We start from the raw sequence: 13,198 nt of genomic DNA on the forward strand, positions 1-13,198 counted from the left end.
TGCTTAGAGCTGGGGGTGGGTGTGTGTCGACTTGGCTGGGGGGGGGTGAGTGTGGCGTGGAGGCGCCCGCCCCCCCCCCCCCCCCCCCCCCCCCCCGACCCGTTCGCACCACCCGTCACCCCGACGACAGGACACCCCCGTGAGCACCTCCACCGCCGGTTCCCCGGTCACCTCCGCCGCTCCCGACCTGCGCCGCTGGACGCCGCCCGCCGTCGAGGTGCGCCGTGGCGACCTGGTGGGCGCGGACCTGTCCGGGCTCGACGTCCTGGCGGTGCCGGTGGCGGCGGGCGAGGGGGCGGACGCACCGCTGCAGCCGCGGCCGGGGGCCGCCGACGCCGCCGTCCGCTACGGCATCGACCTCGCCGCGGTCTGCGCCGCCGAGCAGGTCACCGGGACCGGTGCCGCGGTGACCCGCCTGCCCGTCCCGGCCCCGGAGGGCAGTCCCCGCAAGCTGCTGGTCGTCGCCGTCGGCGACTCCTCCCCGGCCGCGCTGCGCCGCAGCGGTGCCGCGCTGGCGCGGGCCGCCTCGACCGGCGACGTGGCCACGACGCTGGCCGACGGGGTCGGCCCCGCCGGCACCCGCGCCCTCGTCGAGGGGTTCCTGCTCGCCTCATACTCCCCGCCGGTCAGCGGCCGGCGCGCGGCGTCGGAGCCGCCGGCCCGCCGGCTGGTGCTGTTCGGCGCGGTGGACCCGGCCGACGTCCGGCACGCCGAGGTCAGCGCCGGCGCGACCGTCCTGGCGCGGGACCTGGCGGCCACGCCGTCGAACCTGAAGGACCCGCGCTGGGTGACCGAGCAGGTCCGGCAGGTCGCGCGGGAGCTGCGCCTGGAGGTCGACGTGCGCGACGAGGCGCGGCTGCGCGCGGAGGGTTTCGGCGGTCTGCTGGCCGTCGGCGCCGGGTCCGCCTCCCCGCCCGCGCTGGTGCAGGTCGGCTGGACCCCGCCGGCCGCGCCGGGCGCGCCGCACGTCGTGCTGGTCGGCAAGGGCATCACGTACGACACCGGCGGGCTGGGCATCAAGCCGCGCGAGTCGATGGTGGCGATGAAGACCGACATGGCCGGGTCGGCGGCCGTGCTGGCCGTGGTGGCCGCCGCGGCGCGCCTGGAGCTGCCGGTGCGAGTGACCGGGCTGCTGGCGCTGGCCGAGAACTCCTTCGGCGGGTCCTCCTACCGGCCCGGCGACGTCGTGACCCACTACGGCGGCCGGACCACGGAGGTCAACAACACCGACGCCGAGGGCCGGCTGGTCCTGGGCGACGCCCTGGCCTACGCCGACGCCGTCCTGCGCCCCGACGTCCTGGTGGACGTCGCGACCCTCACCGGGGCGGCGACGCTGGGGCTGGGCAAGCGGCACGCCGCCCTCTACGCGACGGGGGCGTCGCTGGTGGACGAGCTGGTCGCGGCGGCGGCGGTGACGGGCGAACGGGTCTGGCACATGCCGCTGGTCGAGGACTACGCGGCCGCGATCGAGTCCGACGTGGCCGACGCCCGCCAGGTGACGACGACCCCCGGCCACGGGGCCGGGTCGATCGTGGCGGCGCTGTTCCTGCGGCCGTTCACCGGCGGCCGGCGCTGGGCCCACCTCGACATCGCCGGGACCGGTCGCGCCGACGCCCCCGAGCACGAGGTCACCCGCGGGGCGACGGGCTTCGGCGCCCGGCTGCTCCTGGAGTGGCTGGAGACGTCGGTGGCGCGGGGCTGACCCGCCCCGGTGCCCGGGGGTCGGGCTCAGCCGTGCTTGACGGCCAGCAGCAGCCCGTCGCCCGTGGGCAGCATCGTCGGGAACCAGTTGCCGTCCTCCAGCACGGCGCGGGACACCTCGCGCAGCGCGGCGGTCGAGGCGTCCCGCACGGCCGGGTCGACCACGCGCCCCTTGAACAGCGCGTCGTCGACGACGAGCAGCCCGCCGGCCCGCAGCAGCCGGTGCGCCTGTTCCAGGTAGGCGCCGTACTCGCGCTCGTCGCCGTCGAGCAGGACGAGGTCGTAGGCGCCGTCGGTCAGCCGGGGCAGCACCTCCAGGGCCCGCCCGTTGATGAACCGGGCGCGGTTGGTGCGGATGCCGTCGTCGGCGACGGCCTCGCGGGCGGCGCGCTGGGCCTCCCCGTCGGGGTCGATGGTCGTGACGACCCCGTCCTCGGCCATGCCCCGCAGCAGGCTGAGCAGGGACACGCCGGTGCCGGTGCCGACCTCGACGACGGTCCGGGCGCCGACGGCGGCGGCGAGCACGGTGAGGGCGGCGGCCACCCCGGTGCTCACGGGCTCGACGTCGAGCTCGGCGGCGCGGGCCCGGGCTCGCTGGAGCACGTCGTCCTCGGGGACGAACTGCTCGGTGTAGGCCCAGCTGGCGGGCTGCTTGCTGGACGGGCGAGACGAAGACGTCGGCACGTGCGCAATCTAGTGCACGCCCCTGATCTCACCCGTCGTCGTCGAGCGACTGCGTTGCGTCAGGGAACCGGTGGGGTCGCCGTGCACGTCCTGTGCCGGGGCCCTGGGTCGACACCCCGCGGGTGGAGCGGGGAACCGCGCAGGTCAGACCTCCGTTGGACCTCCTGACGCCGACCGGATGGACCTGCCGGCGGTGGCTGGCCGAGACGATGGGAGTGGGAGACCATGGGAGCACTGGCGGTGCCGTTCGCGGCCCCCTTCCCCGCCCGTTCCAGGAGGAACACCGTGAGCGACGACACCGGCGACACCGCCGGTCGGTCCGCCGTACCCGCCGTGGACCCCGCGACGCTGTCGCCGGCGGTCGCGGCCTCGGCGTGGGTCCCGCCCACGTGGGACGAGGTCGTGCGCGACCACTCCACCCGGGTGTACCGGCTCGCCTACCGCCTCACGGGCAACCGCCACGACGCCGAGGACCTCACCCAGGAGGTCTTCGTCCGGGTGTTCCGGTCGCTCTCGAACTACCAGCCCGGCACCTTCGAGGGCTGGCTGCACCGCATCACCACCAACCTCTTCCTCGACCAGGTCCGCCGCAAGCAGCGCATCCGCTTCGACGCGCTCGCCGAGGACGCGAACGAGAAGCTCCCCAGCACCGACGTCGGGCCCGAGCGCGCCTACGAGCACCGCAACCTCGACGACGACGTGCAGCGCGCGCTGGACGCCCTGCCGCCGGACTTCCGCGCCGTCGTCGTGCTCTGCGACATCGAGGGGCTCTCGTACGAGGAGATCGCCGCGACGCTGGGCGTCAAGCTCGGCACCGTCCGCTCGCGCATCCACCGCGGCCGCGCCCAGCTGCGCGCCGCCCTGGCCCACCGCGCCCCGCGCCCCGGTGCCGCCGCCCAGCTCGCCCTCGGCGAGGAGAACCGGTGAGCGGTCCGCACCTGGGCGCGCGCGTGTCCGCGCTGGTGGACGGGCGCCTCGCGGTCGACGCCGAGGCCCGCGCCGGTGAGCACCTCCGGGCCTGCCCCGAGTGCGCCGACGCCGTGGAGGCCGAGCGGCTGGTCCGGGCCCGCCTGCGTTCCCTGGGCGTCCCGGAGCTGTCCGAGGACCTGGTGACCCGCCTCCTGGAGATCGGCGGGCCCAGCGGTCCGCTGCGCCCGCGCGACGCCCCGATCGCGAACCCGGCGCGGCCGGTCGTGGGCGTGGCCCCGCCGTCGCGGACCGACCCGGTGCGCCACCGCGGCACCCGCGGCCCGGCCGGGCGCGCGGTGCGCCGGGCTCGGCGCCGTCCGGTGGCCGTGGCCCTCGCCGGCACCTTCTCGCTGCTGGGTGCCGGCATCGTCGGCGTCCTCGTGCTCGGCGGCCTGCCCGGCGGGGGCGACGTGCAGGCGCCCGTGGCGGAGCTGCGGGCGACCCCGTCGGCGTCCGCCAGCGCGCCGGTGGCCACGGTCGCCCCGTCCACCGCGGGCCCGACCGGCAGCGCCACCCCCACCGCCGCCCCGTGAGCACCCCTCCCTCCGACGGCGAGCGGTCCGGGCGCGAGCCGGACCGGCCCGGCGGCTGGGCCGATCCCGCCGACGGGCCCGCACCGCGGGACCCGTGGGCCGGGGGGCCCCCGGACGCCCGCTCCTCGAACCCGTGGTGGCAGCCGGACCCGCCGCAGGGCCCGCAGCAGGGCCCCCCGCCGCCCGCGGGCCACGACGCCTACCCCCCGCACGCCCCGGTCGACCCGTACGCGGTCGGTGGCGGCCGCGGCCCGGCCGCCCCGCAGGACCCCTACGCCCCGGCCCTCGGCCGCCGGAAGGGGTCGCCCGCCCGCTGGATCGGCGCGGGGTCGCTGGTGCTGCTGCTCGGCGTCGTCGGGGGCTTCGCCGGAGGTCTGCTGCAGGACGAGCTGTCCGACCGGGACGGGACGTACCCGTCGGTGTCGCTGCCGAGCCCGTCGGCCGGCAGCACCGAGCGCCCGGCCGGGTCGGTCGCCGGGATCGCCGCGACCGCGCTGCCGAGCGTGGTCGCCCTGCAGGTGGTGGGGGCCCAGGGCGCGGGGACCGGCTCGGGGTTCGTGCTCGACGCCCCCAGCGACGACGGCACCTTCATCCTCACCAACAACCACGTCGTCGCCGGCGCCTCGGCCGACGGCGTCGTCGTGGTCTTCCAGGACGGTCAGCAGGCGCAGGCCGAGGTGGTCGGGGCGGACTCCTCCTACGACCTGGCCGTCGTGCGGGTGGACCGCACCGGCCTGGCCGCCCTGCCCTTCGGCGACTCCGCCTCAGTGGTGGTGGGCGACCCGGTGGTGGCCGTGGGAGCTCCGCTGGGGTTGCAGGGCACCGTGACCGAGGGGATCGTCTCGGCCCTGAACCGGCCGGTGACGGCCGGGGACTCCGACGACGCCTCCTACATCCAGGCCATCCAGACCGACGCCGCGATCAACCCGGGCAACTCCGGGGGGCCGCTGCTGAACTCCGCCGGGCAGGTCGTCGGCATCAACTCGGCCATCGCCGCGCTGCCCGGGGTCGACGGGCAGAGCGCGACGGGCAGCATCGGGCTGGGGTTCTCGATCCCGTCCGAGCAGGCGCGCCGCACCGCCGAGCAGCTGATCCGCACCGGCCGGGCGGTCCACCCGGTCATCCGCGTCTCGCTCGACAACTCCTACACGGGGCAGGGCGTGCAGATCGTCGACCAGCCCGGTTCCGTCGAGGCGGGCGGGCCTGGCGACCGCGCCGGTCTGCGCCCGGGGGACGTGGTGCTCGCGATCGACGGGCGGCCGGTGACCGAACCGGTGGAGCTCATCGTCGACATCCGGGCCCGTGAACCCGGCGAAACGGTGACGTTGTCGGTCCGGAGGGGGGACCAGACCGTGGAGGTCCCCGTCACGCTCGAAGCCGACGGTTAGGATCGCAGCGTGTTCGGCATCAACGGGGGCGAACTGATCGTCCTCCTCGTCGTGGCGCTGGTGGTGCTCGGTCCCGAGCGGCTCCCGCACTACGCCGAGCAACTGGCAGGCCTGGTCAAGTCCGCGCGCCGCTTCGCCAAGGGCGCCCAGGCGCAGATGCGCGAGGAGCTCGGCCCCGAGTTCGACGACATCGACTGGCAGAAGCTCGACCCGCGGCAGTACGACCCGCGCCGCATCGTGCGCGACGCCCTGACCGAGGCGTGGGAGGACGACGACGAGCCCGCCACCCGGTCGACGCCGCCGAAGCGGTCCCCGGCCGGTCTGGACCTGTCGAAGGGCTCCTCGGCGCCGGCGGCGAAGCCGTCCCCGGTGCCCTACGACGAGGACGCGACCTGAGCTGAGGCTCAGGCCACGCTGACGCCCAGGCGCCGGCCCGCGAGCCCCAGGGGGCGGCGGGCCAGGGTCCGGGCGAGGTCGCGCAGGACGCGGGCGGCGGGGGAGTCGGGGTGCGTGAGCACCACCGGTGCGCCGGTGTCGCCGCCCTCGCGCAGGGCGACGTCCATCGGCACCTGCGCCAGCAGCGGCACGTCGGTGCCGAGCTTGTGCGACAGCGACTGCGCGACGACGGCCCCGCCGCCGGAGCCGAACACCTCCAGGCGCTGCCCGTCGGGCAGTTCGAGCCAGCTCATGTTCTCCACGACGCCGACGACGCGCTGCTCGGTCTGCGCGGCGACGGACCCGGCGCGCTCGGCGACCTCGGAGGCGGCGACCTGCGGGGTGGTCACGACGACGATCTCGGCGCGGGGCAGCAGCTGCCCGACGCTGATGGCGACGTCGCCGGTGCCCGGGGGCAGGTCCAGGAGCAGCACGTCGAGGTCGCCCCAGAAGACCTCGGAGGCGAACTGCTGCAGGGCGCGGTGCAGCATCGGGCCGCGCCAGGCGACGGGCTGGTTGCCGGGGACGAACATCCCGATCGAGATGACCCGGACCCCGTGCGCGACGGGCGGGATGATCATCGAGTCGACCTTGGTGGGCTTGCCCTGGACGTCGAGCAGGCGGGGAATGGAGAACCCGTGGACGTCGGCGTCGAGCAGGCCGACGCGCAGGCCGTCGGCGGCCATGGCCGCGGCGAGGTTGGCGGTGACGCTGGACTTGCCGACCCCGCCCTTGCCGGAGGCCACGGCGTAGACCCGGGTCAGGTTCCCCGGGTCGTTGAAGGGGATGGTCGGGGCCGCGCCGGTGGTGCCGCGGACGGTGGCGGTCAGGGCGCGGCGCTGCTCGGCGTTCATCTCGCCGAGGTGCACGCGCACGGCGCGGGCACCCTCGACGGTGCGCACCGCGGCGGTGACCTCGCGGGTGAGGGTGTCGCGCATCGGGCAGCCGGCGGTGGTGAGCAGGATCCGCACGTCGACGAGGCCGGCGTCGTCGACGTCGACGCCGTCGACCATGCCGAGGTCGGTGATGGGCCGGTGCAGTTCGGGGTCGTCGACCGACTTCAGGGCCTGCAGGACTCCCGCGCGCACGCTCTCGGGACCGGGCGTGGACGACATGCCCCCCAGCGTACGTGGCGGTGGTTGACCCCTCCGTCCCCCGGTGGGAGGGTGACTCTGGAAAGCGCTTCCCTCACCGTGGAGAACCACGTGCCCGCTCGTCGCTACGCCCTCGTCGGGACCGGTTCCCGCGCCTCGATGTACGTCTCGGCCCTGGCCGCCGACGCCGGCCCGGACGCCGGCGGGCGCGGCGACCGCCTCGTCGCGCTCGCCGACCCCAACCCCGGCCGGATGGCCGTGCACACCCGCCGGCTCGTCGCGGCCGGCCGGCCCGCCCCCGAGCACCTGCACCCCGCCGACCTCGCCGCCGCCGTGCGCCGCCTCGGGATCGACCGCGTCATCGTCACCGCCCCCGACCGGTTCCACGCCGACCACGTCGTCGCCGCGCTCGACGCCGGCGCCGACGCCGTGGTGGAGAAACCGCTGACGACCGACGAGGACGGCGTGCGGCGCATCGCCGAGGCCGTCGAGCGGACCGGGCGCGAGGTGCTCGTCACCTTCAACTACCGGTACGCGCCGCGCAACAGCGCCCTCAAGCGGGTCATCGCCGACGGCGAGATCGGCGACGTGACCTCCCTCCACTTCGAGTGGGTCCTCGACACCGCGCACGGCGCCGACTACTTCCGGCGCTGGCACCGGCAGAAGGAGAACTCCGGCGGTCTGCTGGTGCACAAGAGCTCCCACCACTTCGACCTCGTCAACTGGTGGACCTCCGGCGTCCCGACCCGCGTCTTCGCCAGCGGGGGCCTGCGCTTCTACGGCGCCGAGAACGCCGCCGCGCGCGGGCTCGGCCCCCGCCCGGCGCGCGGGACGTCCGAGGCCGGGCGCGGCGACGCCTTCAGCCTCGACCTCGCCGCGGACGAGGCGTACCGCGAGCTGTACCTGGACAACGAGCGGTACGACGGGTACCTGCGCGACCGGGACGTCTTCGACGACGGCATCACCATCGAGGACAACCTCGCCCTGGTCGTCGACTACGCCGTGCCGCACGCCGCGGGCCGGCGGACCGCGACGATGTCGTACGCGCTCAACGCGCACTCGCCCTGGGAGGGGTACGTCGTCGCCGTCAACGGCACCCGCGGCCGGGCCGAGCTGACCGTCGTGGAACGCGGGTCGGTGCCGCTGGCCGACGGGGTCGCCGGGGCGGTCGTCGACCCGAGCATGCACCCCGACGGCGTGGGCGCCGACGCGGCGCGGCCGGTGTCCGAGCGCCTCGTCGTCCAGCAGCACTTCCGCACCGCGCGCGAGGTCCCGATCGCCGGCGGCGACGGCGGGCACGGCGGCGGCGACGCCCTCCTGCTGCGCGACGTCTTCGACGGCCCCGGCCCGGACCCGTTGCAGCGCACCGCGTCCTGGCGCGACGGCGTCCGCTCGGTGGTGGTCGGCATCGCGGGGAACGCCTCGCTGGTGACGGGCCGGGCCGTGCGCACGGCCGACCTGGACCTCGGCCCGGCCGCCACCGCCCTCGGCGCCGAGCTCACCGGCGCCTGAGGGTCCTCCTCGTCAGGGGCCGGCGTCAGGGGACGACGACCGCGCGCCCGGTCAGGGTGCCGGCGTGCAGGCGCTCGTAGGCGGTGGGGGCCTGCTCGATCGAGAACGTCTCGGTGTGCACGTCGAACACGCCCTGGTGGGCCAGCTCGACCAGCTCGATGAGCTCCCCGCGGCTGCCCCAGTACGGCACCGCGACCGACGCCTCGTAGGCCTGCCGGAAGAACCCGACCTGCGCGGCCGCGGGGGAGTTGGAGATCCCGACGATCGTCACGTCGGACTCCACGCCGGCCACGGCCATCGCCGTGTCGATCGTGGGCTGCGCGCCGACGAAGTCGAGCACGAGGTCGGCGCCCCGCCCGCCCAGCACCCCGCGCACGTTCGCCGCGGCGTCGGCGTCGGACAGCACGACCTCGTGCGCGCCCACCGCCGTGGCCAGCGCGAGCTTGTCCTGCGTCACGTCCAGCGCGACGACGCGGGCGGGCGAGAGCGCCCGCAGGATCTGGATGGCCAGGTGCCCCAGGCCGCCGGTGCCGATGACCACGGCGCTCGACCCGGCCCGCAGCTTGCCCAGCGAGCGCTTGATCGCGTGGTACGGCGTGAGGCCGGCGTCGGTCAGCGGCACGGTCTTCACCGGGTCCAGGTCGCCGATCGGGACCAGGTGGCGGGGGGAGTCGACGACCATGTACTCGGCCAGCGCGCCGGGCGCGCCGAGGCCGGGCGGGTGGATGCCCAGCTCGGCGGCCCGCGAGCAGTAGTTCTCCTTGCCCTGGGCGCAGGCGTGGCAGACTCCGCAGCCCCACGGGCCGTACACGACGACGTTCGTGCCGACCTCGACGCCCTCGGCGCCCGGGCCGAGCTCGACGACGCGGCCGGCACCCTCGTGCCCCAGCGTCAGCGGCAGGCCGTAGGTGTACTGCTCGGCCGGCAGGCTCATGACGAAGTCGTCGGAGTGGCAGATCCCGGCGGCCGTCACCTCCAGCAGGACCTGACCGGGCCCCGGCGCCGGCTTCTCGACCTCCACGACCTCCGGGGCGCCCCCGATGGTCCGGTACTGGACTGCGCGCACGGCTCTTCCTCTCCTCGGCGGGGTGGTACGCCGAGGAGGCTACGCCTGGCAGTCCGACGACTGTCGGTCAGCCGCCGGCGGTGACGCGGATGACCTCCTCGAAGGTGGTCTCCCCGCGCATCGCCTTGGCCAGCGCCGACTGGCGCAGCGTCTTCATCCCGATCCGCTCGGCCTCGGCCAGCAGCGCCGACTCCGTCGCGTCCTGCATGAGCACCTTGCGCATGCTCGGGGTGACGTCGAGGACCTCGTACACCGCCGTGCGGCCCCGGTACCCGGTGCCGCCGCACTCGGGGCAGCCGGTCCCCTTCAGCGGGGTCGCGTCGAGGATGTCCTCGATCGTCAGGTCCAGCAGCGCCAGGGTGTCCTCGTCGGGGATGTACCCGTCGGCGCAGGCCTCGCACGGCCTGCGGACCAGGCGCTGGGCGATCGCCGCCGTCAGCGAGCTCGCCACCAGGAACGGCGCGGCCCCCATGTCGACCAGGCGCGTCAGGGCCCCGACGGCCGAGTTCGTGTGCAGCGTCGTGAGCACCAGGTGACCGGTCATCGAGGCCTTCAGGGCCAGCTCGGCGGTCTCGGTGTCGCGGACCTCACCGATCAGGACGATGTCGGGGTCCTGGCGCAGCACCGAGCGCAGACCCGCCGAGAACGTCATCCCCACCTTGGCGTGCACCTGCACCTGCGTGATGCCGGGCAGCTGGACCTCGACCGGGTCCTCCAGGGTGATGATGTTCTTCTCCGGCGACATCGTGGCGTGGATGGCCGCGTACAGGGTGTTCGTCTTCCCCGACCCCGTCGGCCCCGTGATGAGCACCAGCCCCTGCGGCACGCTGAGGGCCTTCTCGAAGATCTCCAGCTGCTCGGGCTCGAACCCCAGCGACGGCAGCGACGGGACGTCGTCACCGCGGGTGAGCAGACGGATGACGATCTTCTCCCCGTGCAGCGCCGGCAGCGTCGAGACGCGGCAGTCGATCGCCGCGCCGTCGACGACGACGCGGGTGCGGCCGTCCTGCGGGATCCGGCGCTCGGAGATGTCCAGGCCGGAGATGATCTTGATGCGGCTGATGACGCTGGGCGCGACCCGCTTCGGCGCGCTCATGACGTCGCGCAGCAGGCCGTCGACGCGGAAGCGCACCCGCAGCTGGTCGCGCTGGGACTCCAGGTGGATGTCGGAGCAGCGCAGCCGCACCGCGTCGGACAGGATCCGGTTGACGAGCTTGACGATGGGGGCGTCGTCGTCGACCGACCCGTTGAGGGCGGCGAGCGGGTCCTCGTCGTCGTCGTCGGTGGCGTCCTCCACCATCCGCGACACCTGCGAGGTGTCCTCGGTGAGGGACCAGGCCCGGGCCAGCTGGTCGCGGATCTGGGAGTCCATCGCCACGACGACGTGCAGCTCAGGCGTGCGCGTGTACAGCTTCACGTCGTCGAGGGCGAGCACGTTCGTGGGGTCGGCGGCCGCGACGAGCAGGTACTCCGGCGTCCGGTCCAGCACCAGCACGCGGCAGCGCTCGGCGACGGCGCGCGGCAGGATCCGCACCACGTCCGGGGCGAGGTTGATGCGCGAGAGGTCGACGTGCTCCAGGCTCAGCAGCTCGGCCAGGCACTGCGCGAGCTCGGCCTCGGAGACCATGCCCAGCTCGACGAGGATCTGGCCCAGGCGCCGGCGCGGGCCCTCGACGTCGCGCTGCTCGGCCAGCGCCACCTCGAGGTCCTCCGGGACCAGCAGGCCCTTCTCGACGAGGACGTCACCGAGGCGCTTGCGGACCTGGGGGCTGCCCTGCGCGGGGACCTGTCCCGTGGCCGGGGCGCCGGGGCCGTCGTCGAGAGTCGTCACCCGTCCGCTGTCGGCAGATCACCCGCCGGACTTGAGCCGGCCCCGGCGGGGGGTGCCGTCGCGGGCGCAGTCACCCCGGCGGGGGACCCGTCCCGCTTGCGCTTCTTGCCCCCGCCCTTGCGCTTGGCGTCGCGCGAGCGGGCGGGCACGCCCGTGCCGCCGTCCTCGGCCAGCTCCTCCAGGATCGAGCGCAGCTCCGAGCGCACAAAGTCGCGGGTGGCGACGTCGCGCAGCGCGATGCGCAGGGCCGCCACCTCCCGGGTCAGGTACTCGGTGTCGGCCAGCCCCCGCTCGTTCTGCGCGCGGTCCTGCTCGTTGAGGACGCGGTCGCGGTCGTCCTGCCGGTTCTGCGCCAGCAGGATCAGCGGGGCCGCGTAGGAGGCCTGCAGCGACAGGATGAGCGTCAGGAGCGTGTAGTTCAGCGCCCGCGGGTCGAACTGCACGCTCTCGGGGGCGAAAGTGTTCCAGGCCAGCCACAGCGCGACGAAACCCGTCATGTAGACGAGGAACCGGCCCGTGCCCATGAAGCGGGCGAAACCCTCCGAGGCGCGCCCGAACGCGTCCGGGTCGACCTGCGGGCGCGACAGCAGCGGCCGCCGGCTCTCGCGCGGGGTGTCCAGCGACACCGCCTCCCGCCGCTGGTCGCGGCGGTTCTGACGGGGTTCACGCACGGGTCGTCTCCTGTCCGCCGGGCCCTTCGAAGACCTCCTCGTCCACGTCGCGCCAGTCCTCCGGCAGCAGGTGGTCCAGGACGTCGTCGGCCGTGACGGCCCCCAGCAGGTGCCCGTCCTCGTCGACCACCGGCAGGTTCACCAGGTTGTAGGCCGCGAGCCGGCGGGTCACCGCCTGCAGCGTCTCGTCGGGGGCCAGGGGGTCGACGTCGTTGTCGAGGATCTGGCCCAGCGCGGTGTGCGGCGGCTCGCGCAGCAGCCGCTGCAGGTGCGCGACGCCCAGGAACCGGCCCGTCGGCGTCTCCAGCGGGGGCCGGCACACGAACACCGCCGTCGCCAGCGGCACGTTGAGCTCGGTGCGGCGCACGTGCGCCAGCGCCTCGGCCACCGTCGCGTCCGGGGCCAGGACCACCGGGTCGGTCGTCATCAGGCCACCGGCGGTGTAGTCGTCGTAGGCCAGCAGCCGGCGGACCGGGTCGGCCTCCTCGGGGTCCATCAGCCCCATGAGCCGCTCGGCCTGCTCCGGCGGCAGCTCCGAGAGGAGGTCGGCGGCGTCGTCGGGCTGCATCTCCTCCAGGACGTGCGCCGCGCGGTCGCCGGCCAGCCCCGACAGGATCTCGATCTGGTCGTCCTCGGGCAGCTCCTCCAGGACGTCAGCCAGCCGCTCGTCGTCCAGCGCGGCGGCGACCTCGCGGCGGCGCTTGGGCGTCAGCTCGTGGATGACCTCGGCCAGGTCGGTCGCCTTCAGCTCCTCGAAGGCCGCCAGCAGGTTCGTCGCGCCCTGGTCCAGGTCGGGGGAGGCCAGGCCGAGCACCCCGCCCACGACCCCGTCGACGGGGATCGTCATGGTCTCCCCGCGGCGGCGCAACCGGCCCGACAGCCCGCGCGGGGCGCCGCCGCGACGGACGAACAGGCGGGTCAGGTGCCAGTCGCGGGCGCGCACGGCGTCCAGGCCCAGGTCCTCGATGGTGGCCGGGCCGCCGCCGTCGGCGAGCTCGACCGTGCGGTCCAGCAGCTCGGCCAGCAGCAGCGTCTCGGTACCGCGCTGCTCGAAGCGGCGCATGTTCACCAGGCCCGTGGTGATGACCTGCCCGGCGTCGATCGAGGTGACCCGCGTCATGGGCACGAACACCCGCCGGCGGCCGGGGACCTCCACGACCAGGCCGATGACGCGGACCGGACCGCGCGCCCGGAGCATGCCCACGACGTCGCGGACGCGACCGACCTGGTCGCCCTGCGGGTCGAAGACCGACGTGCCCGCCAGGCGGGCGGCGAAGACACGCGTGGTGGGTCCGGTCACACGTGCCAGGCTAA

The 13,198-nt window shown here is 75.2% G+C and carries 12 protein-coding genes; 6 read left to right on the forward strand and 6 right to left on the reverse strand.

Going from position 1 to position 13,198, the window contains the following annotated elements; translation table 11 throughout:
* The first annotated feature begins 139 nt into the window (after positions 1 to 139).
* Positions 140 to 1,702 (forward strand): leucyl aminopeptidase family protein, encoded by a 1,563-nt coding sequence (locus ACRYRX_RS18760; protein WP_432514329.1) that lies wholly within the window; start codon positions 140 to 142, stop codon positions 1,700 to 1,702.
* A gap of 26 nt (positions 1,703 to 1,728) precedes the next feature.
* On the opposite strand, the gene ACRYRX_RS18765 is transcribed toward ACRYRX_RS18760, so the two are convergent.
* Positions 1,729 to 2,385: an O-methyltransferase gene (locus ACRYRX_RS18765; protein ID WP_432514331.1), complete on the reverse strand. Its 657-nt coding sequence runs from the start codon at positions 2,383 to 2,385 to the stop codon at positions 1,729 to 1,731.
* Between the two features lie 225 nt (positions 2,386 to 2,610).
* Here ACRYRX_RS18765 and sigE point away from each other — a divergent pair, with 225 nt between their 5' ends.
* Genes sigE through ACRYRX_RS18785 form a run of 4 tightly spaced genes read left to right on the forward strand, consistent with a single transcriptional unit; the run spans position 2,611 to position 5,671 of the window.
* Positions 2,611 to 3,312: an RNA polymerase sigma factor SigE gene (gene sigE / locus ACRYRX_RS18770; RefSeq protein ID WP_432514333.1), complete on the forward strand. Its 702-nt coding sequence runs from the start codon at positions 2,611 to 2,613 to the stop codon at positions 3,310 to 3,312.
* Complete coding sequence (locus tag ACRYRX_RS18775; protein ID WP_432514334.1) at positions 3,309 to 3,887, forward strand: anti-sigma factor family protein; 579 nt, start codon at positions 3,309 to 3,311, stop codon at positions 3,885 to 3,887. Before sigE ends, ACRYRX_RS18775 begins: the two co-directional genes overlap by 4 nt.
* Complete coding sequence (locus ACRYRX_RS18780; RefSeq protein WP_432514337.1) at positions 3,884 to 5,275, forward strand: S1C family serine protease; 1,392 nt, start codon at positions 3,884 to 3,886, stop codon at positions 5,273 to 5,275. Before ACRYRX_RS18775 ends, ACRYRX_RS18780 begins: the two co-directional genes overlap by 4 nt.
* A 9-nt stretch (positions 5,276 to 5,284) precedes the next feature.
* Complete coding sequence (locus ACRYRX_RS18785) at positions 5,285 to 5,671, forward strand: twin-arginine translocase TatA/TatE family subunit (RefSeq protein WP_432514340.1); 387 nt, start codon at positions 5,285 to 5,287, stop codon at positions 5,669 to 5,671.
* Between the two features lie 8 nt (positions 5,672 to 5,679).
* Here ACRYRX_RS18785 and ACRYRX_RS18790 read toward each other — a convergent pair whose 3' ends face one another.
* On the reverse strand, positions 5,680 to 6,825 hold the full coding sequence (locus ACRYRX_RS18790) for an Mrp/NBP35 family ATP-binding protein (protein ID WP_432514341.1): 1,146 nt from the start codon (positions 6,823 to 6,825) through the stop codon (positions 5,680 to 5,682).
* Between the two features lie 138 nt (positions 6,826 to 6,963).
* On the opposite strand from ACRYRX_RS18790, the gene ACRYRX_RS18795 reads away from it, so the two are divergent.
* Positions 6,964 to 8,316 carry a Gfo/Idh/MocA family protein gene (locus tag ACRYRX_RS18795; protein ID WP_432514389.1) on the forward strand — a complete coding sequence of 451 codons (1,353 nt, stop codon included), beginning with the start codon at positions 6,964 to 6,966 and terminating at the stop codon, positions 8,314 to 8,316.
* 25 nt (positions 8,317 to 8,341) lie between these two features.
* Here the strand turns inward: ACRYRX_RS18795 and ACRYRX_RS18800 are convergent, their stop codons facing one another.
* The 4 genes from ACRYRX_RS18800 to ACRYRX_RS18815 form a co-directional block, all read right to left on the reverse strand.
* The gene (locus tag ACRYRX_RS18800; protein WP_432514343.1) at positions 8,342 to 9,382 is read right to left on the reverse strand and encodes an NAD(P)-dependent alcohol dehydrogenase; all 1,041 of its coding nucleotides are present in this window, start codon (positions 9,380 to 9,382) and stop codon (positions 8,342 to 8,344) included.
* 67 nt (positions 9,383 to 9,449) lie between these two features.
* Positions 9,450 to 11,213 carry a GspE/PulE family protein gene (locus ACRYRX_RS18805; RefSeq protein ID WP_432514344.1) on the reverse strand — a complete coding sequence of 588 codons (1,764 nt, stop codon included), beginning with the start codon at positions 11,211 to 11,213 and terminating at the stop codon, positions 9,450 to 9,452.
* On the reverse strand, positions 11,210 to 11,884 hold the full coding sequence (locus ACRYRX_RS18810) for a DUF1003 domain-containing protein (protein WP_432514345.1): 675 nt from the start codon (positions 11,882 to 11,884) through the stop codon (positions 11,210 to 11,212). Before ACRYRX_RS18810 ends, ACRYRX_RS18805 begins: the two co-directional genes overlap by 4 nt.
* Positions 11,877 to 13,184, reverse strand: a complete 1,308-nt coding sequence (locus ACRYRX_RS18815; RefSeq protein ID WP_432514348.1) for a magnesium transporter MgtE N-terminal domain-containing protein — start codon at positions 13,182 to 13,184, stop codon at positions 11,877 to 11,879. The genes ACRYRX_RS18810 and ACRYRX_RS18815 overlap by 8 nt, the downstream gene beginning before the upstream one ends.
* Between the last annotated feature and the right edge of the window lie 14 nt (positions 13,185 to 13,198).

Origin of the sequence: Kineococcus lubricus (genome assembly GCF_050871965.1) — a bacterium.
Taxonomy (GTDB): Bacteria; Actinomycetota; Actinomycetes; order Actinomycetales; family Kineococcaceae; genus Kineococcus.